The sequence below is a fragment of the Priestia sp. YIM B13490 genome (genome assembly GCF_042787735.1).
Classification (GTDB): Bacteria; Bacillota; Bacilli; order Bacillales; family Bacillaceae_H; genus Priestia; species Priestia megaterium.
In genome coordinates, this window is sequence record NZ_JBHZOT010000002.1 from 319,200 (window position 1) to 339,841 (window position 20,642).

Here is a 20,642-nt window from a genome sequence, read left to right on the forward strand (position 1 = left end):
TTCTTCGTGAGAAAAAATAGTCGAATAAAAAGGAAGTACATGAACAAACTACCAGTAATAGAAAGTCATGCGAGGGGCACGGTTATGTTTAAACATTTATTTAAAAAAAAGAATGCAGAGGATCAGCCCAAAAAAACATTGGATGAACTGATTAAACAATTAAAAAAATCAAGTGATTTCACAACATTAGCCATTGGTTCGCAGCATAGAAAATACATTATTACTTATTTTAAGCAGCTCGTAAACATGCAAAGTGTTGAAGATAAAATACTTGAGCCTTTTCAAAAATTAGACTTCACGTTAAGCAGTGTATATGAAGTCGAAAATGTTCTGCCGATTGAAGATATTTCCGTTACAAAAGATACAAAAGAAATTTTAGAAAAGCTGCTGCGCGGCTATGTGATGTTTCAATTTCATAAAGACGATAAGCTAGTAGCTCTTATTAAAGTTCAAAGCTTTGATACAGGGTTTCGAAAAGAAAATGAAACGGAAAACGAGTTCAGCGTCGTTGGTCCTAAAATTGGTTTTGTAGAGGATTTAGATGTCAACCTCTACTTAATGAGAAAAACGGTCATTTCCGAAAATCTTATTTTTAAAGAACTCACCGTAGGAAATAAATCCAAAACGCGCGTCGTTCTTGTTTATTTAGAAGGCGTAACGAACCCTCAGCACGTAGACACTATGACGCAGCGCCTGGAAGATATAGATTTCGACGTCATTTTTGATAGTACGATGCTTGATCAGATGATCTCAGATAATTCGTCTACGGCGTTTCCACTCTTTTTAACAACAGAGCGAATCGACCGAGTCCTGTTTAGTCTGTTAAACGGGCAAGCTGCCTTCTTTTCGAGCGGTTCACCCTACGCAGTTACAGGTCCGTCAACGCTGCTTGACTTTTTTATTTCACCTGAAGACTACTATTTACCGTGGGTTCTAGGATCATTTTTCCGAGTTATTCGTATTTTTGGCGTCTTTTTCTCTATTTTTGCTACGCCTCTTTATGTAGCGATTGTTACGTATCATTATGAAATGCTTCCAAAAGATCTGCTGGGGCCTATTATCTTTTCAAGGACAAACGTTCCTTTTCCACCGGTCATCGAAGTACTTTTTTTAGAAATTACCATTGAACTGCTTCGTGAGGCCGGAGCCAGACTTCCAACAAAAGTAGGTCAAACACTGGGAATCGTAGGCGGGATTGTTATTGGGCAAGCAACAGTAGAAGCTGCGTTAACAAGCAATATTTTGCTTATTATTGTTTCACTGACAGCTTTAGCTTCTTTTACGACGCCTATTTTTAAAATGTCTAACACGATCCGGCTGCTACGTTTTCCGTTTATTTTGTTTGCCACTGCGTTTGGTTTAGTCGGCATCACCTTTGGTTTTTGTTTCTTGCTGGTTCATTTGCTTCGTTTAAAATCTTTGGGCATGCCTTATCTTGTTCCGCTTTTTCCGTTTCGGCCCACAGAGTATAGGGATACCTTTCTGCGATTGCCCTATAGTCATACAGCCAAGCGGCCAAGCTACTTGCGTCCTTTAGAGCGATTCCGCTATAACCCCAATAAAGCGAATAAAGGTAAAAGAAAAAGTAATTTAGATAATGAGTAAAGCGGGGAAACATCATGAAGAGAATACTTATTTTATGCACTTGCCTTACTTTTTTAACGAGCTGTGCAGACCGTGAAACGATTGACGAAATTCAAGTAGTCAACTCCATAGGATATGATTATATTCCTCAAAGCAATAAAGTCAGAGGAACCATTTTATATCCTATCTATAAATATGGACCAACGGAAGAACCAAGTATTATTGCGGCTACTGCTAATTCATCATTTGATATTCCACTTCGTTTAAACAATAAATCATCTCTTCCCGTTGCTTTCGGGCAGCTGAGGAGCATCGTTATTGGAGAAAAATTTGCAACACATGGAGTAGATGAATTAGTAAATACAATTGCTAGAAATCCAGACCTTGGACGTAATATTAAATTAAGCATTGTAGATGGCAACGCACACGAATTATTGAGCTCCGTTACAAAAAAGAAAATTAAAGACTATCAGTTTATTTCGAATTTAATCGAACAAAATATCCGCACAGAAAATTTGCCTAACACCAATTTACAAATTTTTTTATTCAGTTTTTTTAGCGACGACCGTGACCCGTATCTTCCTGTTTTAGCCCAAGAAAAAGATGCTATTAAATTAAAAGGACTGGCGCTTTTCAAGCAGCAAAAAGTCGTTACAACCATCGGAATGAAAGAAACGTTTTTATTTAAGCTGCTAACAAGCGGAACAAAGCACGGCCGCTACTCAGTAAAAATTAAAAAAAGTGACCGTAAAGGCGAAATTATACTGCAAAACTTGCGCACTAAAACAAAGTATGAAATTAAAGGAAATCATCAGCATCCAAGTATTATTGCGCACTTAACTGTCGACGGCCTTGTAAAAGAGTTTCCCGGATGGATAGATTTAACAGACCCCGATCATATTAAAATGGTTGAAAGAACGCTTCAAAAAGACATTGAAAAAGATGGAAATGCTTTTATTAAAAAGCTTCAGCAACACAAAATCGACCCCATTTGTTTTACAGATTATGTGCGAAGTAAAACACGAGGGTTTAACAGTGAAGAATTCAAAGCGCAATATCCGGATATGAATATTGAAGTAAAAGCTCATGTTCATCTTATTCAAACCGGTATTAGCAACTAGGAGGAAGAAAAGATGCACAATACAATTAAAGAAGAAAATCAAGTTTCCCCTTCTTTTCTTTTTTTCTTAGTTCACTCTACTCAGATTGGCGTTGGAATACTAGGATTTCAGCGTTATATTATTAAAGGTGCTGGATATGAAGCGTGGATATCTATCTTCCTTGCTGCGATCAGCGTCTGTATTTTATTAGCGATGATTTTTAATATCTTAACCCGTGAAAACAGCGATATTATTGATATTCACCGGCTATATTTTGGAAAATACCTTGGAGGGGCTTTAACCCTTGCCGCTTCGATTTATTATTTTATCTTTGCATTAACGATTTACCGAACGTACGTAGAGATTTTACAAATATGGATGTTTCCACAGCTGGAAACATGGATCGTATCACTTGTATACCTGCCTATTATTTACTACACAGTTTCCGGTGGGTTTCGTGTGATTACTGGAATTGCCTTTTTTGGGGTAATGCTTCCTTTGCCGCTCGTGTTTGCCTTGGTTTATACATTAAAATATGGGCACCTTAACAACTTATTTCCTTTGTTTGACCATACGATATGGGAATTTTTAATTTCAACTAAACTGATGACCTTTGAGAATTTAGGATTTGAATCCGTGCTTTTTTTCTATCCATTTATAAAAAATGGCGCTACTAGCCAAAAGTGGGGGCAATATGGCGTTTTGTTCAGCACTTTTTTATATTTTTGCACAGCATTAGTGTCATTTGCTTACTTTAGCCAAGGACAGTTAGGCCATACCATCTGGCCAACTTTAACGATGGCTAAAATTATTGAAATCCCATTTTTACAGCGTTTTGAATATATTTTAATTTCTCTGTGGCTTTTAGTTGTTCTTCCTACTATTGCTGTCAGCGTATGGTGTACAATTCGTGGATTTAGTAAAACATTTAATAAGCCGCCTACGATTTTTCTTATATTAGTTCTTATTGCCCTTCTTGGTTTTTCTATTTTCTTTGATGATCGGGAAACCATTGATCAGCTTAATACACGATTATCCATGACGGGCTTTTACTTTATTTATGGCTACATTCCTTTTCTTTTTCTCTATAGCCTCATTCGAGCCAAAATAAAACAAAAGAAAGCACAAAAAGAAGAGCGTGAGCCAACTTTAAGTTGAATCACGCTCTTTTTCTCATATTATTTTATTTGTTAAATAAAACAGCGTATTCTCCGTATCCTTCTTTTTCTAAATCTTCCTTCGGAACAAAACGAAGAGCTGCTGAGTTGATACAGTAGCGCAAGCCGCCTGCATCTTGCGGACCATCATCAAATAAATGACCTAAATGAGAATTAGCCGTTTTGCTTCGTACTTCTGTACGAACCATATTATGACTAACGTCCATGTTTTCTTTTACTTCATCTTTATTAATCGCTTTTGTGAAAGACGGCCATCCGCATCCGGCATCATACTTATCAGTTGAACTAAACAACGGCTCTCCTGATACGATATCTACATAAATACCATCTTCTGTATGATCCCAAAATTCATTGCGAAATGGAGGTTCCGTTGCATCGTTTTGAGTAACTTCATACTGAATAGGCGTTAATGTCGTTTTCAGCTGGTCGTCGCGTCCAAAGTCTTTCCAGTTTTCTTTAATAAAACGATCACGTCCAGACCCGCGTCGATACATAGCATAGCGGAATTTATTTTTCTTATAGTAACCTTGATGGTATTCTTCCGCTTCATAAAACGGTTTTGCCGGTAGAATTTGTGTAGCAATCGGCTCAGAAAAACGACCGCTTGCTTCTAATTGCTGCTTCGATTCTTCAGCTAGTGCCTTTTGATGTTCATTGTGATAAAAAATAGCTGTTCGATACGAGTCGCCTCGATCCGCAAATTGTCCCCCTGCATCCGTTGGATCAATTTGAGGCCAGTATAGTTCTAAAAGCTTTTCATATGGAAAAATCTCTGGATCAAATGTAATTTGGACCGCTTCATAGTGGCCCGTGGTTTCTGAGCATACTTCTTTGTACGTCGGGTTCTCTTTGTGACCGCCTGTATAGCCAGATACAACTTTTATAATGCCTGGCTGTTCATCAAAGGGCTTCACCATACACCAAAAACAGCCGCCCGCAAAAGTTGCTACTTCATATTGTTCTGTCAAAAAGATGACCTCCTTCATGTGTTCTTTCTATTATTATACGCTGATTTTATGTTCTCACCAACTAACTTGCCTTTCATACTCTTTGCGTTTTAAGACAAAAAAATAATCAGTGAAAGCCATGTTCACTGATTATTCTTCCGCACTTAAAGCGCTTTATTTTTGATCGCCTTTAATTTTGATCGCCTTTAATTTTGTGAAACAGTTTATTCACCGTTTCAATTTCTTTATCTGTAAAGTGCTCAAAACGCTCAAGGAAATAGGCTCGTTTCTTCTCTTGAATAGCATTAAAAATATCCTGTCCTTCCTTGGTCAGTTCAATATCAATAATACGCCGATCGTTTTCAGACCGTTTGCGTGCAATGTAGCCTTTTGATAAAAGCAAGTCGGTTACCGCCGTAATGTGGCTTGCTGACACTTGAAGATACTTTGATAAATCAGTTGATCGCTGCCTGCCGGAATCAACCAGCATACGAAGCACCATAAATTCATTTGTTGATAGCTCTGAATTGTATACTTCATTAATTTCTTGGCGAAGCTGTCTGAACACAAAGCGAAACAGCGTCTCCATTTCTTGAACGAGCTCTTCTCTTTTCTTCACTTGTCACTCTCCTTAACGCTATCACATGATAACGAATATGTATTTACGAAAGTATTTCACTTTCTTAACTTAATTAGTTTTATCAAATTACTAAGCGTTTCGTCAACTATTATTGAGATTTTTTTCCACAAGTCTGTACGAATTGATGTATTTTTCATAAAATTCCATAAAAAAAGCGATTTACCGTTATGGTAAATCGCTGCTAATAGCTAAAAATACCGGTTAAAAAGCTTCTCCATCTCGGAACAGGCTTTTTACCTTTTAAGCTGTCTTCACTTTTTAACTGACTTTCAAGTTCCACTACTCGATTTTCTAATTTCGTAATAACTTTATTTAATCGATCGATTTCTGAACGATGCTCTAAAATTTGAAAAGTCACTACTTCTCCCGCTTTTTCTTCTGTACGCTTTTCATTTTCAATTAGCCTTAAAAAAAGCTGATCCAGCTGCTTTTGCATGTCTTGTGCACGTTCATCAGATATAACGACTTCCTCTTTTTCCACTACTTTTTCTACCACTTTGACGACGGCTTGACGATTGCGGTTTTTTTGAAAGTTTCTAAGTGCTTCAACATTTTCTTCTGTAAACTCACAGTGTCCCGATTCATTTCTCTCTAGCTCGATATCCGCCATTTTGACCCACTTTAATACCGTACTTGGATGTATTCCCAGCGCTTTCGCCACATCTACCGTTTTCATCGTCATGTTCCATCCCTCCATTTTTTTCATTTACTAGCCATTTCGAGAGAAATTTTTAAATCCCTTCATGCGTGACAAAACTAGTATGAATTCGTCAAAGAAAGTGGACGTTCAACAAATGAAGAAAATGATGTCATTATTACTTAGAAAAACTCGTACAATCCTTCTGCAAAATAACAAAATTCGTGCTGTGAAATCTGCTTGCCATATCCCTTAAAAAAGACGCGCGCTCTTTATCTGTAAAAATTCCGTCTTCAAAGCGCACAGCAAGCGCCATATCATAACGAGCGTCTCCGCAGGTTCCTCCGCTCCAGTCAATAACAGCTGTTTGAACGAATTTGTAAGCACTAGGGCTTTGAAAGTCCGCCAGTGCCCGTATATTTTTTAATACATAATATTACCTATATAACCATTTTCTGTACTTCCCCCCTTTTGCTCTCTTTAAAACCTATCTCCCTTTAGCCGTATGAAGGATCCCAACATCCGATGTACACGATGTACACCCTTGCTTTGGAAACGTCACTTTTTCGATTTACTTTACATACTTTTTTATCGAATGGGGAATTTCTTCTACTATAATAGGATGCAACTGTCTCACTCTCCTTTCTTCCTACATTCTCTTTTAATTGCTCTTTCCCTACACAAAAAGTTGAGACATAACGAAATCAATTCAATCTAGAGACAAACAAATGGGGTAAATGAGCTATTATGAAGCGCTTGTTACCCCGCTGTTGATTTCCGTGCAAGACTTCGCTTTCCGCGGGCGGCCGGTGAGCCTCCTCGTCGCTTCCGCTCCTGTGGGATCTCACCTGTTCCGCTTTTCCTGCAGGAGTCTCCGTCTTTCCCTCCAATCAACAGCTAGAAGCAGCTAACTACCTACTTGAAACCTACGTTCACCATTCCCATAAAAAAATCCGAACGATTACTCGTTCGAATCTTCCTTCAACTAACATACTTTTGTCCAGTCTCTTACCCTTTACCAAGCACCCAGCGGCTTTTGGTAAACATCGTATAACCAACCGCAAATAAAACAACCGTACAAACCGATAAGCTTCCTATTGTATAGGCAAGACTCTGCATGTCATAGACACCGTAGAGAAGCTGTTTCATAAGTGCAAATACGTTATAAATAGGAATTAAGAATCCGCTTGGCTGCAGTTCGTGTACGGATTTTCCCATCAGTAAAAAGTATGGAAGTATCGCTACCATCATAATCTGGGATGTGTAGCTTTGCGCTTCTTTAACCGAACTTGCTAAAAGGCTAAGAATACATAATACCATAGCTCCTAGAAGCGCTAGTAAAGTAAGACTAACTAAAAATGAGAAAATAAAGGTTGTAAAATGCCCCTTAAGCTGCAGTGCATTATTTAATACCGTTGTTAAATAACGCACAGACAAAACAAAGGCCAATGTCGACAAAAGACCGCTTATGATACCGAATGTAGAGATAGTCAGCCATTTCCCAACTAATAATTGAGTTCTTTTGACAGGAGACATCAATAAAGCTTCCATCGTCTTTCGTTCTTTTTCACCTGCAAAGATATCATTTGCAGAGGGAAGAATACCACCTAAAACGCCCATAATGATAATCATTGGGGCAAACATCGCAATCATAGTTAAAGAGCCGTCATCTTCCTTAGACACTCCTTTTTCAACCACATTAAACGGAGCAATCATTTGACTATTGACATTTAATTGACCTAAGCGTTCGTTAACTATAGCTTCTCGATGTTTATTTAATATATTTTGTATATAATCCGCCGTAGCGCCTGAGTTCATACTGGACGAATCAATATAAACAGTAACTTTTGGCGATTTCATGTTACGCATTTCTGAAGAAAAATTACCTGGTATCTTTAACGCCGCTAACGCTTTCCCTTGTTCTACAGCGCTGAGTGGATTTTTACTTTCAATTACTTTAATGTTGTCATCTTTTTTTAACCAATCGATCACACTGGCATCAGAATTCTTTGTAACAGCTACAGACATAGAATCCGTTTGATCACTAGCCATCATTTTGTCGGCAAAAAAGATAATCCCTACATTTAATAAAATCGGAATCAACACACTAAAGATAATCGTCTTTCGATCTCGCAAACAATCAATTAACTCTTTTTTATAAATATGCCAAATCATATTAAGCCCCCCTCACGATACGCGACATAAAGATATAGTTTAAATCTGTGCTTTCTTCTTCTTTATAAAGCTGTTCATTTGTTCCTTGATAAATCATTTTTCCTTTATGAATCATGATGATAGACTGACACAGCATCTCCACTTCTTCCATAATGTGACTGGAAAAAATAATCGTTTTTCCTTCTCTTTGCAGACTTTTAATAAGCTCACGAAACATGTTTGCTGATGTAATGTCTAATCCTGTAGTCGGCTCATCAAATAGGATAACGTCAGGGTTATGAAGAATAGTGCGTGCAATGGCTACTTTTTGACGCATTCCTTTTGAAAAGCCTCCGACGCGGCGATCCAAGTAGTCTTTCATTCCAAAACGTTTGGCCAGTTCCTCAATCCTTATCTTTGTTTCATGTTTGCTCATACCATAAAACTTAGCAAAATAAGCTAAGTTTTCACGAGCGGTCAAACGGTCGTATAAGCCTGTTTCACCGCCAAAAAGCACGCCAATTCTTTGTTTTATTTTATCCGGCTGTTTATGAATGTTAATTCCGTGAATGAACATATTACCTTCCGATGGTTCAAGTACAGTCGACAGCATACGTAAAAGAGTTGTTTTCCCCGCACCATTTTCACCTAATAGCCCTACAATTTCTCCTTGTGAGATGGTTACATGAATATCTTGAACTGCTGCAATTGTTTGCTTTTTCTCTTTAAAATATTTCGTAACACCTTTGATTTCAATCATATCCGCTCTCCCCTTTTACTGTGATTGACTATATCTTAGCTTATTTTTCATACAGCATCTTCCATCTTGTCATAAAGAGGGTTTTTTATGTCGTGAAACGTCCTTTCCACCTTGTAAATCATGGTAAAATAGTGTGGTAATATCCAATAGAATGAAACAAAGAGGGTTTTTATTTATGAAAGTAGGATTAGTGGACGATCATTCATATGATTTAGAGAAATTGAGGATTTCTTTAGAAAGAGAAGATGATATAGACATACTTTTTTCGACTAGCAGCGCGGAGGAAGCTTATAACGAAATTAAAAAAAATGAAATTGATTTATTAATTACAGATATTGAAATGCCAAAGCTATCAGGTTATGAGCTTGCGGACTTTATCAATGCTTACGCACTTGATATTCAAGTCATCTTTGTCACTGGACACAGCGGCTTTGCCGTTCATGCATTTGAACTCAACGTTTTAGACTACATTATGAAGCCTTATTCTAAAGAGCGTCTGTTAAAAGGCATTCAGCGTTTTCATCAAAAAAAACAATCAACTGACACAAGAGATAAGCTTATTTTAAAACAAAAAACCGAAATGCAAGTGCTAAACAAACAAGATATTATATTTGCAGAACGAACAGGTCGCTCTACCACAATCATAACGACAAATGGAGAATTTAGTACCTATCAATCATTAAACGAAATTGAAAAAGAATTAACAGCGAGTCATTTTCTAAGGTCTCATCGAGCTTTTATTATCAACATTTCCTATATTCAAAATTTCTCCCTGTATACTAAGCACTCCTACTCAGTGATGTTTCAAAGCACCGAAAAAACAGCTTTAATCACGAAAACAAATTTAGACATCTTGCAAAAAGAATACTTTTAAAGGAGGGACTATCTAAAATGAAACTATTTTACACACTAGTTTTACTAACTGTTTTCGTGCTCCTCTTTTTTAAAGACCTGCCTGTTAGTTTACATCTCCTACTTAGTTCTTTTATAATTGGTTCATTTTTTATATGGAGAAAGAAATATCAAACGGCTCCTTCACTAACTATAAAAAAAGCAATCGTACTGACGTCTTTTTTCCTGCTTTTATTTAGCCTATCTTCACCTTTTAGCATTGCCCTAACCGTTATCGCAATGATTGGTTACATGACCGACATGTTTTTCTCTTATCAACAATACATATTCGTAACCAACCGGGAAAGCAGTGCTTCACGTGAAATTCAAAAAAACAATGAGCTTTTTCAAGCGTTAAGGGCTGAAAGACATGATTTTATTAAACATGTCAGTGCCGTATCCTATCTTCTAGAAACAAATCAAAGACAGCAGGCACAAGAGTATATTCAAGATTACGTTGAAGCTTTGAATGATACCCATTCATATATTCAAGGTGAACATTCGCACGTTGCTTCTGTTGTACATCAAAGCAAGAATCAAGCACATACGTGGGGAATACATATGAATGTTCAATTAGATTCACCGTTATCACAGCTGCCTTTAAAGCACCTTGACCAAATGAATCTCATCATGAATTTACTGCATAATGCTTTAGAAGCCGCTCATTCTTCTGAGAAAAAAGAGATAACCGTTTCGAGTATGATCCGAAGCGGCATTTACATTTTAGAAGTCAGCAATTCTACCGCTCCTTTATCACGAGAGCGTCAAGATCACTTGTTTACTTCTTTTCATGTTACAGAAAAGAAAGAACGCCACGAAGGCCTTGGCACGTGGATCATTTCTGAACTTGTTTCCAACTACCACGGACGCTTGGAATATACGTATCACGATTTAACTCTTTCCATTAAAATAAAATTTCCAATAGTCGTTTCCTCAAAACAAGTAACATAGCCGCCGCAGCCCAAGCGGCTTTTTTTCGTATGAGCCTCTTCTATACGCACACACTATAAAAAGCACCGAAAAAAAGAAATATTTCACACTTGTTTTAGCTCTTTTATCGTCACTTTTTTAGTTTTTGATTTTTTATATGCAAATCTATTGCATTTCAAGTAAAAAACGAATATTATATATCATGTTGCTTTTAATGTTCGTTATTTTTGGAGGTTACTTATGTTTAAGTTAAAAGAATATAACACGGATGCTAAAACGGAGATTTTAGCTGGTATTACAACGTTTTTAACCATGATTTATATCGTCATTGTGAACCCAGTTATTTTGTCCAGCGCCGGCGTTCCTTTTGATCAAGTATTTACAGCTACTATTATTTCAGCAGTCGTAGCTACGCTATGGATGGCTCTTGCAGCTAACTATCCAATCGCTATTGCTCCCGGTATGGGAATGAATGCATACTTTGCTGCTTTAGTTGTTGGTTCAAATGGAAGTATCGACTATGCTACTGCTTTTTCAGCTGTATTCGTAGCGGGTATTATTTTTATCATCCTATCGTTAACATCGTTTCGTGAAAAATTAATTGAAGCTATTCCAAGCAATTTAAAGCACGCGATTAGTGCTGGTATCGGTTTATTTATTGCTTTTATCGGGCTTCGTTCAGCCGGTATTATTGTTGCAAATAAGTCAAATTTAATTGGACTTGGTGATTTGCAGTCTGAAAAAGTAGTTTTAACACTGATTGGACTTGCGATTACAATCATTTTATATACGCTAAATGTAAACGGCGCTTTATTCTTCGGTATGATTATTACGGGGTTAATTGCTTTCTTTAGAGGACAGCTTTCATTTGATAAAGGTTTGTTTGCTTCTCCTCACCTTCCAGACGGCTTAATGATTTCAAATCCTTTTGCTGCTTTTGGAGATGTTATTCATCATGATCTGTACACAGTTGTTTTTTCTTTCTTACTTGTTACAATTTTTGATACAACAGGTACAATGGTAGGAGTAGCTCAACAGGCCGGTCTTATGAAAGGTAATAAGATGCCTCGCGTACGTCAAGCATTGCTTGCTGACTCATTTGGTACAACGATTGGAGCTTTATTTGGTACAAGCCCAACAACGGCTTACGTTGAATCTTCATCTGGTGTAGCAGCAGGCGGACGTACAGGTCTAACAGGTGTGACGGTAGCCATTTTATTTATTGTGGCAGCGTTCTTTAGTCCGGTTGTAAGCTCGGTTTCTGGCGTAGCAGCTATTACTTCACCTGCATTAATTATTGTCGGAAGCTTGATGATGGGTGCTGTAGCTAAAATTAATTGGAATGACTTTGATGAAGCGTTCCCTGCCTTTTTAGTTGTTCTAGCGATGCCTCTTACATCAAGTATTGCAACAGGAATTGCGCTAGGCTTCATTTCTTATCCGTTAATGAAGCTGGTAAAAGGAAAAGGCAAACAAGTTCATCCGCTTGTGTATGTCTTTGCTGTTTTATTTCTCTATCAGCTCATCTTTTTACCGCATTAAAAAGCTTGGGGATTCGTCTCCAAGCTTTTTTTATTGAAAGTGATTGTTATTTTCTTTTGTTTGATAAAGATAATTTTTCACATAGATTTGTTCTGCATCAGAAGCATTCTTTATTCCTTCTTCTGGATCTAATTCGATACTTCTCTTCTTAGCTATATAATCCACTAGCGCCCCAAACCCTAAAAGACCGCCTACGATCCCAGCAAATAAAATCCATATTGGCAATCGCTTCACGTCCCTTTTCTTTTAATTGTATCATCCTCAGCACAACAGGTAGATATTAACATAGTTATCCATTTGTAAATAAAACGCTTTTTACCAAATATACGTAAAAAACTTCTTTGTATTTGGTATACTAAACTCACGGTATGTTCTACAGAGAAAGGGGCTTAATTGTATATGAACAAACAGCTTGGAACGTTAATGTTTGTTATTTTTATGGTATTTGTCGGCTTTGGAGTGATCATCCCCATCGTACCTGAAGTTATTCGTGCCACGGGTGCAAGCACGGTCAATTTAGGAATACTAATGGCTAGCTATTCGATCGCATCTTTTATTACCGCACCTTTTTGGGGGAAGCTTTCCGATATAAAAGGCCGGCGTCCCATCTTACTTTGGGGCTTACTCGGCTTTAGCGCAAGCTTTTTTCTTTTTTCGGTGGCAAAAAACTCTCTGACTTTAATGTATACGTCGCGCATCATCGGAGGTTTGTTCGCAGGAGCTGTTATTCCTTGTGCTTTTGCATATGCTTCTGATAGTACAGATGAAGAAAACCGAACGAAAGCAATGGGACTGTTAGGAATGTCGATTGGCTTAGGCTTTATTTTTGGACCGGCATTAGGCGGCGTCCTTTCATCTTTCGGCTTGTTTGTTCCCTTCGTTATCTCTGGTATCTTGTCACTGATTATGACAGCGTTCTCATTCTTTACGTTAAAAGAATCTTTACGAAAAGAATCTGCTGATAAAGTACAGACATCGAGATGGCATGACTTCACGTCAGATTTTCAAGGAGCTATGAAGTATTTATATGTTCTTTCATTTTTAGCCACTTTTACGCTCGCTGGTTTAGAAGCTACTTTTCAATTTTTTCAAATAGCGAAAATTAATGCTACTCCTACGACAATCGGATGGATGTTTATGGCGAGCGGTTTAACTCAAGCGCTGATTCAAGGCGGTGTGCTGCAGCGATTTAAAAAAGGAAATGAAAAAAAGCTGATGGCCATTGGCTTATTGGTTTCAGCAATAGGATTTACGTCTATTTTGTTATCTTCTAGTGCCGTTAATGCTACCTTATTTTTGTGCATATTTACAGCGGGAAATGCCCTTATTCGTCCTTGTGTCCTCTCATTAATTACAATGAGAACCAAAGTAGGATATGGCTCTGCTTCGGGGCTAACCGCCTCAATGGATAGCTTAGGGCGTATTTTTGGTCCTCTGCTTAGTGCATTTGCCTTTAAACTCAATATGACGCTGCCCTTTATTATCGGAGCTGTTGTCACTTTAGCTGCTTTACTGCTGATTCAGCGTCATACAGCTCTAGATTATTCTGAGCAAACACTCTCATCGTAGAGGCCGGGACAACATTATTTTAGTCGAAAGAAGATCCGAACGGTGAATCGAGATTCTTGATGGAGAATCCAGCGCGTTCGGATTTTTTTATTGTTATGAGTATTCTAGCTGTGTTGATTGGAGAGCAAGACGGAGACTGCTGAGGAAGAGATGAGACCCGGCAGGAGCGCAAGCGACGAGAAGGCTCAGCGGCCGCCCGCGGAAAGCGAAGTCTTGCACGGAAATCAACAGTCGATTCCTACTAGCTCATGTAGCTCATTTGTTGGTCTTTAGATTAATTTAGCGATGGATCAATCTCTTTTCATCGTTACTAACACAAGGTTATCAGCAGCTGCAGTGTGTTTTATAATTGAAAACTGATGCGCTTTGTACAGCTTAATCGCAGGTGTATTTTTTTCGGCTGTAGACACCATACATTCACATTCAGAATATCTTTGAAGTACATGTGTTAAAAGACGGCTTCCGATTCCTTTTCGAAAGTAACGAGGACGCACAACGAGGCGGCAAATCGTTAATCGCTCATTTTCTTTTTCAAACGACAGCACTCCTGCTAGCTTACCTTCAATCATTTCTCCGATAAACACTTCCTTGCTTTTCATAATATCTTCTTTGCTTTCTGTAAGCTGAGGAATATCTGAAAAACCAATGAGCCTTGCTTCTTCTTGATAAGCTTCTACTTGCACAGCTACTATTTGAAGAGAAATATCCACTCTTTGATGTTCGAGGATTTGAAGCATGAAAACCACTCCATTTCTTTCACAAATTTAGACAAATTCCATGTTTTCACTATATCCAAACGCCTTCCTTGTACATATTGTATTATGTACCGAATTAGCCAGGAGGTGTTTATATGCATATCACTGCTGAAAGAATTAGAGAAGCAACAGAAGCGATTGCTTCTACTGAGCTTGAAACGTTTATGTACCAAGAGCCAACTGCTCTTCACAGACGCTCTCGTCGTCGTTCTACTCGCCGTTCTACTCGCCGCACTACTCGCCGCACTACTCGTCGCACTACTCGCCGCACTACTCGCCGTTCTACTCGCCGTTCTACTCGTCGTTCTAGCCGTTCTACTCGTCGTTCTACTCGCCGTTCTACTCGCCGTTCTACTCGTCGTTCTAGCCGTCGCCGCTGTCGCTGCGGTTCACCTTGCTGCTCATACCCATGGTTTAATAAATCATTTGGCTGCTGCTTTAAAGGGCATGGCTGTCGTCGCTAAATAAATCTAAAGCAAGTCGAGTTTAAAACATACGCGGCTTGCTTTTTTTAAGATTTTTATTTTACATAATCATTCGTTTTACTCTTCTTGAAAAGGAAAACAACGTATAATAATGGGAAAGAATCTCTCTTAAAAGGAGGCCTATCCATGCACTTATCTTTTGATCATCTTGTTCATTTTTCACCTGATCCTATTAAAGCTCAGAAAGAACTAAACGAATACGGAATAAATGTCATTAAAGGCGGCATCCATGAAAAATGGGGCACTTTTAATACGTTGGCTTATTTTAACCTCAGCTATATTGAATGGCTTGGGCTTAGAGATATCGCGTTAGCTCAAAACGTTACAGATAATGACCTTATTCAGCAGCTTGTTAACGAACATACACCGCTTGGTCATTTTGGCCGATTTGCACTTCGTACAGATGATATGGATTTGCTGATAAAAGAGCTGGAAAGCAAGAACGTCACTGTAAAAGGTCCTGTAGCGGGTTCTCGCCAAACCAATGATGGAGAAAGACTTCAATGGAAAATGTGTTTTATTGAAGCTGACCACGATTCCCTGCCTCTTCCTTTTTTTATTGAATGGGGTGAACCAGAAGAAAAACGCAAGCCAAAGCTAGCGGATCTTTCTTCCCACCAAGCTGGTCAGCTGCAGCTAAAAAATATTTACTGTGCTGTACATAACCTCGAAGAATCCATCAGCAAGTGGACGAAACTGCTGGACGTTCAGTCTGGCGAAAGCTACAAAGACTCTTTACTTGATGCACGTTGTCAAAAACTATATGTCAATGGAGGAAACCTTATTTTTTGCAGCGGAACACAAGGTGTTGTCCATGATACATTAAAAAAAGTTGGAGAACGTCCATTTTTGGTTGAATTGGATCACGCTCTAACACCGCAACAAATTACCGTACAAGGAGCTTCTTTTAAATTTAACAAATAAACATCAGCGGACGGATGTTTATTTGTGTGCTTCTTTTATAGCTTGATAAATGAAATGAGGCAAAATTTCAAAGGAATACTGAACGTCTAATCTTTCGGTCCATTGATGCGCATCTCTTCCCAGCGGTCCAATGTTCAGCACCGGCATCTTCAGCTCCTCTAGCTCTTCTAGCGGGATATGATACCCTTTATTCCATAGGGGCATATTGGCTACTAACGTGTTAAATGTATGAAGCGGATGCTGCAGGCTGGCATAGCTTAAATCCGAAATTCCGCCAAAATAACTTTGTTCAACTAGCTCCAATTGGAATTGCTCTTTGGCAGTTGCCCGTACGTTTGACAAAATCTCTTGTACAAACGGATCATCATGTGAACAAACGGCCGGATAAAAAGGCGGCGTAAAAAATAAGACCATCATCGGAGCTGCTTCTTTACATAAACCAGCTAAAGAGTTTACTAATTTAATGGTTTTATTTCTGTCATCCTCCTCTTGTGCCAAAAGTGCTACTTCCATTTCGTGCACATATTTTTCTCCGTGCTGTTTGACTGCATGAGTATAAAGTTCTTCATACGTCCATACGTTCACGTCAAGAGATGAACCCTCCATTCCCTCAGCGTACTGCCTAGCGGCTTTATTATAATGTTTTTTTACATTCAAAGCTGCTTTTTCAGCCGATTTCAACAGCAGATCTGTTACTTCTTTAAGAGAGCGGTTTAACATAAATAAATTAAATAATACAACGGCAGAGTGCGGAACTTGAACTGAATACTCTTCTTTTAAATCTTTTTGTATCAGCACCGTAGGAGGTGGACTCGTTTCATCTCTTACTTTTTCGCAAAAATCAACGTTTAATTCTATTTCTTTTGTTAAATAAGAAGCTAGTAAATTAGCATTTAAACCAGCTAGCGGTTCCCCTACATGAGTTTCTTTTCCATAACACAAAAAGCTTGGCATGATTTTTCCAATCGATCCTGAGTACACATAGTTCGTTTGATCTCCAGGATAGCGGCTGAACACCGGTTCTGCATTTAGCATGAGAGAAAAATCCAGCTGATGTTTGCGGGCAAGTTCTAAAAGAACAGGCACTGCTTTTCTCATCCCAAGCGAATTTACTTCTTCATCCGGTACCGACAGCAGCAGGATGTTTCCGTCAAACTCTCCGTTGCATGCTCGTTCAACCATACTGATATGCAGGGCAATGCCTGCTTTCATGTCCATCGTTCCTCGGCCAAAAAGCCAGTCTCCTTTTATCATATCTTTTTGTACGTGCGCCGGAACTTGTTCCATATGGTTATAAAAAGTACTCGTTAATGTATCAGCGTGAAAAGCATCCTTTTTCCACTGTCCATAATCTTGTACATCCACTACATCGTAATGACTTACTAGTACAACTGTTTTGTTCGTATTTTTCCCTTGAACAAAAGCTGTAACAATCGATCGCCCGTCTCCTGTTGAATGAAGCTCGACTTGCTCATTTTTTTGAAAGTAAGGCAGCTTCAATAAATACGACGCTATCGATTCAGCCATTTCCACTTCTGCCATCGTTCCTGTCACGCTAGGTATAGAAACCAATTCGCTTACAAGTTTTTTTAACTGTTCTTTTGTTTGATACAAAGATGTTTTGTTCGACATACCCTTCATCTCTTTCCTTTTTCTAAATTTTCTATCAAACAAAACCATTCGTCAATCCCTTTGACAGAGACCCTTTCATCCTATCCCTATGTATCATAGTATGGCGCTGCCTTTACGCACATGATAAAAAAAGAGTGCGCGGCTAGGGATAGCACCGCACACTCTTTTTTTACTTTTGGTCATCTTCTAAAAAGTCTAGGATACGATCAATAAGCTGTTCGCTTCCTGCATCGTTTCCGTGTTCAAGAGACATTTCCATTTCAATGCTCCTTTCATAAAATATTCTTGTTTTATAACATACCACAATTCATTTCGAATGTAACCTTTAATTTGTGTAAAAATTTCGACAATTTATGATTAATTTTAAAACCTAGTGAGTATTGATTATACCCACCAGATTCTTTGCTTGTCAAAAACCATGCTTTCTATTTAAAAACACTTAAAAAATAGAGGCGCGAGCAGACTTCTTCTATAAAAGACAGCCTACTCGCTCAAGCTTGGAACAGCATGATGAATAAATTTCTAGTTCATTTGCTTTTTGTATATCTTTAATATCTATGCCTACAGCATATGTACGAACATGGTTTTCGACCACAATTTCATAAAATGTTTCTAACTCACGATAAGCTACTTGATAATGCTTTCCTAATAATTTCACTGCTTCCTTTAATGCTTTCTCTCCTGTATGTGCTGCAACTGCTGTATGACTCATAAAACCCTCTCCTTTTAGAAAAATAAAAAAAACTCATTTTGCTTTGATGCAAAATGAGTTTTTCACCCGTTTTATCACCCAAAGCACATGCTTTGCTGGTAGGAGCACCTTACATTCGTAGGTTGCTGTGGAGTCAAAGAGCCAGATCTCTCGTCCACTCGTGATAACTTTTTAATTTAAAATTTATTTTATCAAACAATTCCATCCGCGTAAATAGAAAAATAAAAATATTTTAATTTTTTCGGTAATGGAATGAATTCAAAAAATGAAAGCTTAGATTAGCAAAATAAGAAGCTGCTACAAGTAATGCCTCTTCATTTAATGAAAAAGAAGGATGGTGCCATTCATATTCTCCAGCTGTACCCATCCATACAAAAAATCCTGGTACATGCTGCTGATATACGGCAAAATCTTCTCCTCCAGGCGATTGTTCAGCTTCTACGACTTGATAACTAAGATCCTCTGCCGCTTTAATAGCCAGTTTTTCCAGCTTATCATCATTGTTGACTACTGGAAGATATGGATACCATTTAACGTCTACTGAAGCCCCGAAAGCTGCGCCAATCCCTTCAGCAGTTCGTTTCATAAGAGCCGGTATTTTTTCTCTCGCTTCTTCTTGAAAGGTACGCACCGTTCCTTCAAGCGTTACTTTGTCAGGAATGACGTTCCACGAGCTCCCTCCGTGGATTTGAGTTATGCTGACAACAACATTTTGAAAGGGGCTGAGATTACGGCTGACAATGGTTTGTAAACTAGTAACAATTTGACCAGCAGCAGCAATCGGATCTATTGTTTTTTCAGGAATACCCGCGTGACCTCCTACTCCTTTGACGTCAATTTCAAAACGATCAACGCTTGCCATTAAAGGTCCCGGTTTGATACCAATGGTTCCTACAGGAAGATCCGGTTTGTTATGCATCCCAAATATCGCTTCCACTCCTTCGAGCACACCTTTTTCAACTAGCATTTTTGCCCCTGAAGCCGTTTCTTCGGCTGGCTGAAAGATAAATCGAATCGTACCGCAAAGCTCCTGCTGACGCTCTTTAAGAAGGATAGCTGCTCCGATTATAGAAGCCGTATGAAAATCATGGCCGCACGCGTGCATAACACCGTTTACTTCAGAAGCAAATGGCAGATTGGTTTTTTCTTCAATTGGCAGCGCATCAATATCAGCTCGAATAGCGATAGTAGGTCCCGGCTTTCCTCCTACAATTTCTGCTACTGTCCCTACGTCTAATTGGAATGCATCCGCTATAGAAATATCATAGTGCTTTAACCACTTTTTAATACGTTTAGTTGTTTCATATTCTTTCATTGAAAGCTCTGGAAACCGGTGCAGCTCACGGCGTATGTCTATTAACTCATTTAGTAGTAATTGATCTGTCATATTTATCACTCTTTCACATTTCTTAATTTGGATCACTTCTCTATCTTTTACGACAAAGAGTGTACCTTATTGAATTTTTTATAAAGAAATACGGTCGTATAACCTTCTGCAAGGCGCTTTTCTTTAGCTTGAACATATCCTTTTCGTTCATACATCTCAACTAACCAAGGATGTTCTTTTGCTGTTCCTAAAGACACACCTGGTGATTTAAACATATTTTTTATTATCTCTTCCTCTACTAGATGCAGCAGCTTAGATCCAACGCCTTTCCTGGCAAACGACGGGTCTACTGCAAACCACCAAAGATGCGGAACAGCAAACGGACCTGGATGTTCTCCCCAAGGCATTCGTATAGACACAGTTGCAGCGATTCTTTTATCTTCTTCATATACATAGCAAAGGTTTTGAGAAATATTTTTCTTAACGAGGGCAAGATCAGCAGTAGCTGCTAAGAAAGGAATGCCTAGCTCTCGAATAGGCTTATATGCTTGTAGAGTTAAGTTCAATAAGTTATCTGCGTCGTCATTTGTTGCCAAACGGAATTCATTTTTCATCTCTTCGCCTCCTTATGTAGTGCTTAAATATTTTATTTAACTTATAAGTTTACTAAGAATTAAAAAAGACAGACTGCCGCCTTGCGTACTCACTATACAACTGCTTTTATAACGTGTCAATTCTATTTATCGTTTTCTATAAAGGGTATAAATAAAACAAAAGAGATTGAGACATAACTAAATCACTCCAAGCTGAAGACGAAGAAATGGGATACATGAGCTGGACTGTTTGTTACACCGCTGTCGATTTTCGTGCAAACC

21 protein-coding genes and 1 riboswitch are annotated in these 20,642 nt (G+C 38.4%); of the genes, 9 read left to right on the plus strand and 12 right to left on the minus strand.

All coding sequences use genetic code 11. The features are described 5' to 3' along the window. The first annotated feature begins 84 nt into the window (after nucleotides 1–84). From ACFX4R_RS07055 to ACFX4R_RS07065, 3 genes are read left to right on the plus strand one after another with little or no spacing between them, the layout of a single operon-like run. On the plus strand, nucleotides 85–1,605 hold the full coding sequence (locus ACFX4R_RS07055) for a spore germination protein (protein ID WP_043979711.1): 1,521 nt from the start codon (nucleotides 85–87) through the stop codon (nucleotides 1,603–1,605). A 14-nt stretch (nucleotides 1,606–1,619) separates the two neighbouring features. Further along, on the plus strand, nucleotides 1,620–2,705 hold the full coding sequence (locus tag ACFX4R_RS07060; protein WP_237074657.1) for a Ger(x)C family spore germination protein: 1,086 nt from the start codon (nucleotides 1,620–1,622) through the stop codon (nucleotides 2,703–2,705). Nucleotides 2,706–2,717: 12 nt separating this feature from the next. After that, nucleotides 2,718–3,842: a GerAB/ArcD/ProY family transporter gene (locus ACFX4R_RS07065; protein WP_043979717.1), complete on the plus strand. Its 1,125-nt coding sequence runs from the start codon at nucleotides 2,718–2,720 to the stop codon at nucleotides 3,840–3,842. A 25-nt stretch (nucleotides 3,843–3,867) separates the two neighbouring features. Here ACFX4R_RS07065 and msrA read toward each other — a convergent pair whose 3' ends face one another. From msrA to ACFX4R_RS07095, 6 genes are all read right to left on the minus strand, one after another. Beyond that, nucleotides 3,868–4,830 (minus strand): peptide-methionine (S)-S-oxide reductase MsrA, encoded by a 963-nt coding sequence (gene msrA, locus ACFX4R_RS07070; protein ID WP_080781618.1) that lies wholly within the window; start codon nucleotides 4,828–4,830, stop codon nucleotides 3,868–3,870. A gap of 169 nt (nucleotides 4,831–4,999) precedes the next feature. Further along, nucleotides 5,000–5,428 carry a MarR family winged helix-turn-helix transcriptional regulator gene (locus ACFX4R_RS07075; protein ID WP_323618574.1) on the minus strand — a complete coding sequence of 143 codons (429 nt, stop codon included), beginning with the start codon at nucleotides 5,426–5,428 and terminating at the stop codon, nucleotides 5,000–5,002. A gap of 202 nt (nucleotides 5,429–5,630) precedes the next feature. Further along, nucleotides 5,631–6,131, minus strand: a complete 501-nt coding sequence (locus tag ACFX4R_RS07080; RefSeq protein WP_034653601.1) for a MerR family transcriptional regulator — start codon at nucleotides 6,129–6,131, stop codon at nucleotides 5,631–5,633. Between the two features lie 714 nt (nucleotides 6,132–6,845). Then, nucleotides 6,846–6,980, minus strand: coding sequence for a hypothetical protein (locus ACFX4R_RS07085; protein ID WP_256720429.1), 135 nt, complete (start codon nucleotides 6,978–6,980; stop codon nucleotides 6,846–6,848). Between the two features lie 114 nt (nucleotides 6,981–7,094). Further along, complete coding sequence (locus ACFX4R_RS07090; protein WP_043979721.1) at nucleotides 7,095–8,261, minus strand: ABC transporter permease; 1,167 nt, start codon at nucleotides 8,259–8,261, stop codon at nucleotides 7,095–7,097. A 1-nt stretch (nucleotide 8,262) separates the two neighbouring features. Next, entirely contained in the window at nucleotides 8,263–9,000 is a 738-nt protein-coding gene (locus tag ACFX4R_RS07095) for an ABC transporter ATP-binding protein (protein ID WP_028407859.1), read from the minus strand. A gap of 175 nt (nucleotides 9,001–9,175) precedes the next feature. Here ACFX4R_RS07095 and ACFX4R_RS07100 point away from each other — a divergent pair, with 175 nt between their 5' ends. The 3 genes from ACFX4R_RS07100 to ACFX4R_RS07110 all read left to right on the plus strand — a co-directional run bounded on the left by ACFX4R_RS07100 (nucleotide 9,176) and on the right by ACFX4R_RS07110 (nucleotide 12,363). Beyond that, nucleotides 9,176–9,874 (plus strand): LytR/AlgR family response regulator transcription factor, encoded by a 699-nt coding sequence (locus tag ACFX4R_RS07100; RefSeq protein WP_016763353.1) that lies wholly within the window; start codon nucleotides 9,176–9,178, stop codon nucleotides 9,872–9,874. 17 nt (nucleotides 9,875–9,891) lie between these two features. Beyond that, nucleotides 9,892–10,842, plus strand: a complete 951-nt coding sequence (locus ACFX4R_RS07105; protein ID WP_377569195.1) for a sensor histidine kinase — start codon at nucleotides 9,892–9,894, stop codon at nucleotides 10,840–10,842. Nucleotides 10,843–11,061: 219 nt separating this feature from the next. Further along, nucleotides 11,062–12,363: an NCS2 family permease gene (locus ACFX4R_RS07110; protein ID WP_014461116.1), complete on the plus strand. Its 1,302-nt coding sequence runs from the start codon at nucleotides 11,062–11,064 to the stop codon at nucleotides 12,361–12,363. Between the two features lie 30 nt (nucleotides 12,364–12,393). Here ACFX4R_RS07110 and ACFX4R_RS07115 read toward each other — a convergent pair whose 3' ends face one another. Further along, nucleotides 12,394–12,588, minus strand: coding sequence for a hypothetical protein (locus ACFX4R_RS07115; protein ID WP_377569197.1), 195 nt, complete (start codon nucleotides 12,586–12,588; stop codon nucleotides 12,394–12,396). A gap of 174 nt (nucleotides 12,589–12,762) precedes the next feature. Between ACFX4R_RS07115 and ACFX4R_RS07120 the strand changes: the two genes are divergently transcribed. Next, nucleotides 12,763–13,932: an MFS transporter gene (locus ACFX4R_RS07120; RefSeq protein ID WP_377569199.1), complete on the plus strand. Its 1,170-nt coding sequence runs from the start codon at nucleotides 12,763–12,765 to the stop codon at nucleotides 13,930–13,932. Between the two features lie 290 nt (nucleotides 13,933–14,222). On the opposite strand, the gene ACFX4R_RS07125 is transcribed toward ACFX4R_RS07120, so the two are convergent. After that, nucleotides 14,223–14,669 carry a GNAT family N-acetyltransferase gene (locus ACFX4R_RS07125; protein WP_043979725.1) on the minus strand — a complete coding sequence of 149 codons (447 nt, stop codon included), beginning with the start codon at nucleotides 14,667–14,669 and terminating at the stop codon, nucleotides 14,223–14,225. Between the two features lie 113 nt (nucleotides 14,670–14,782). Here ACFX4R_RS07125 and ACFX4R_RS07130 point away from each other — a divergent pair, with 113 nt between their 5' ends. Then, nucleotides 14,783–15,151: a CotG/ExsB N-terminal domain-containing protein gene (locus tag ACFX4R_RS07130; protein WP_377569201.1), complete on the plus strand. Its 369-nt coding sequence runs from the start codon at nucleotides 14,783–14,785 to the stop codon at nucleotides 15,149–15,151. Nucleotides 15,152–15,298: 147 nt separating this feature from the next. Beyond that, entirely contained in the window at nucleotides 15,299–16,096 is a 798-nt protein-coding gene (locus ACFX4R_RS07135; protein ID WP_043979727.1) for a VOC family protein, read from the plus strand. 18 nt (nucleotides 16,097–16,114) lie between these two features. Here ACFX4R_RS07135 and ACFX4R_RS07140 read toward each other — a convergent pair whose 3' ends face one another. The 4 genes from ACFX4R_RS07140 to ACFX4R_RS07155 all read right to left on the minus strand — a co-directional run bounded on the left by ACFX4R_RS07140 (nucleotide 16,115) and on the right by ACFX4R_RS07155 (nucleotide 20,381). After that, entirely contained in the window at nucleotides 16,115–17,728 is a 1,614-nt protein-coding gene (locus ACFX4R_RS07140) for a M20/M25/M40 family metallo-hydrolase (RefSeq protein WP_377569203.1), read from the minus strand. Nucleotides 17,729–18,197: 469 nt separating this feature from the next. Continuing rightward, entirely contained in the window at nucleotides 18,198–18,440 is a 243-nt protein-coding gene (locus ACFX4R_RS07145) for a hypothetical protein (RefSeq protein ID WP_013082177.1), read from the minus strand. A gap of 68 nt (nucleotides 18,441–18,508) precedes the next feature. Then, a riboswitch (SAM riboswitch) is annotated at nucleotides 18,509–18,610 on the minus strand. Nucleotides 18,611–18,672: 62 nt separating this feature from the next. Beyond that, a complete protein-coding gene (locus tag ACFX4R_RS07150; protein WP_097824051.1) occupies nucleotides 18,673–19,827 on the minus strand; it encodes a M20 peptidase aminoacylase family protein in 1,155 nt (384 codons plus the stop codon). Between the two features lie 47 nt (nucleotides 19,828–19,874). Further along, the gene (locus ACFX4R_RS07155) at nucleotides 19,875–20,381 is read right to left on the minus strand and encodes a GNAT family N-acetyltransferase (RefSeq protein ID WP_162213822.1); all 507 of its coding nucleotides are present in this window, start codon (nucleotides 20,379–20,381) and stop codon (nucleotides 19,875–19,877) included. Nucleotides 20,382–20,642: the final 261 nt, after the last annotated feature.

Excerpts from the sequence above, each read along its gene's own strand:
- ACFX4R_RS07055 (WP_043979711.1), top strand. The coding sequence starts at position 85 with ATGTTTAAACATTTATTTAAAAAAAAGAATGCAGAGGATCAGCCCAAA.
- ACFX4R_RS07060 (WP_237074657.1), top strand. The coding sequence starts at position 1,620 with ATGAAGAGAATACTTATTTTATGCACTTGCCTTACTTTTTTAACGAGC.
- ACFX4R_RS07065 (WP_043979717.1), top strand. The coding sequence starts at position 2,718 with ATGCACAATACAATTAAAGAAGAAAATCAAGTTTCCCCTTCTTTTCTT.
- ACFX4R_RS07080 (WP_034653601.1), bottom strand. The coding sequence starts at position 6,131 with ATGACGATGAAAACGGTAGATGTGGCGAAAGCGCTGGGAATACATCCA.
- ACFX4R_RS07090 (WP_043979721.1), bottom strand. The coding sequence starts at position 8,261 with ATGATTTGGCATATTTATAAAAAAGAGTTAATTGATTGTTTGCGAGAT.
- ACFX4R_RS07095 (WP_028407859.1), bottom strand. The coding sequence starts at position 9,000 with ATGATTGAAATCAAAGGTGTTACGAAATATTTTAAAGAGAAAAAGCAA.
- ACFX4R_RS07100 (WP_016763353.1), top strand. The coding sequence starts at position 9,176 with ATGAAAGTAGGATTAGTGGACGATCATTCATATGATTTAGAGAAATTG.
- ACFX4R_RS07105 (WP_377569195.1), top strand. The coding sequence starts at position 9,892 with ATGAAACTATTTTACACACTAGTTTTACTAACTGTTTTCGTGCTCCTC.
- ACFX4R_RS07110 (WP_014461116.1), top strand. The coding sequence starts at position 11,062 with ATGTTTAAGTTAAAAGAATATAACACGGATGCTAAAACGGAGATTTTA.
- ACFX4R_RS07120 (WP_377569199.1), top strand. The coding sequence starts at position 12,763 with ATGAACAAACAGCTTGGAACGTTAATGTTTGTTATTTTTATGGTATTT.
- ACFX4R_RS07125 (WP_043979725.1), bottom strand. The coding sequence starts at position 14,669 with ATGCTTCAAATCCTCGAACATCAAAGAGTGGATATTTCTCTTCAAATA.
- ACFX4R_RS07130 (WP_377569201.1), top strand. The coding sequence starts at position 14,783 with ATGCATATCACTGCTGAAAGAATTAGAGAAGCAACAGAAGCGATTGCT.
- ACFX4R_RS07135 (WP_043979727.1), top strand. The coding sequence starts at position 15,299 with ATGCACTTATCTTTTGATCATCTTGTTCATTTTTCACCTGATCCTATT.
- ACFX4R_RS07140 (WP_377569203.1), bottom strand. The coding sequence starts at position 17,728 with ATGTCGAACAAAACATCTTTGTATCAAACAAAAGAACAGTTAAAAAAA.
- ACFX4R_RS07145 (WP_013082177.1), bottom strand. The coding sequence starts at position 18,440 with ATGAGTCATACAGCAGTTGCAGCACATACAGGAGAGAAAGCATTAAAG.
- ACFX4R_RS07150 (WP_097824051.1), bottom strand. The coding sequence starts at position 19,827 with ATGACAGATCAATTACTACTAAATGAGTTAATAGACATACGCCGTGAG.
- ACFX4R_RS07155 (WP_162213822.1), bottom strand. The coding sequence starts at position 20,381 with ATGAAAAATGAATTCCGTTTGGCAACAAATGACGACGCAGATAACTTA.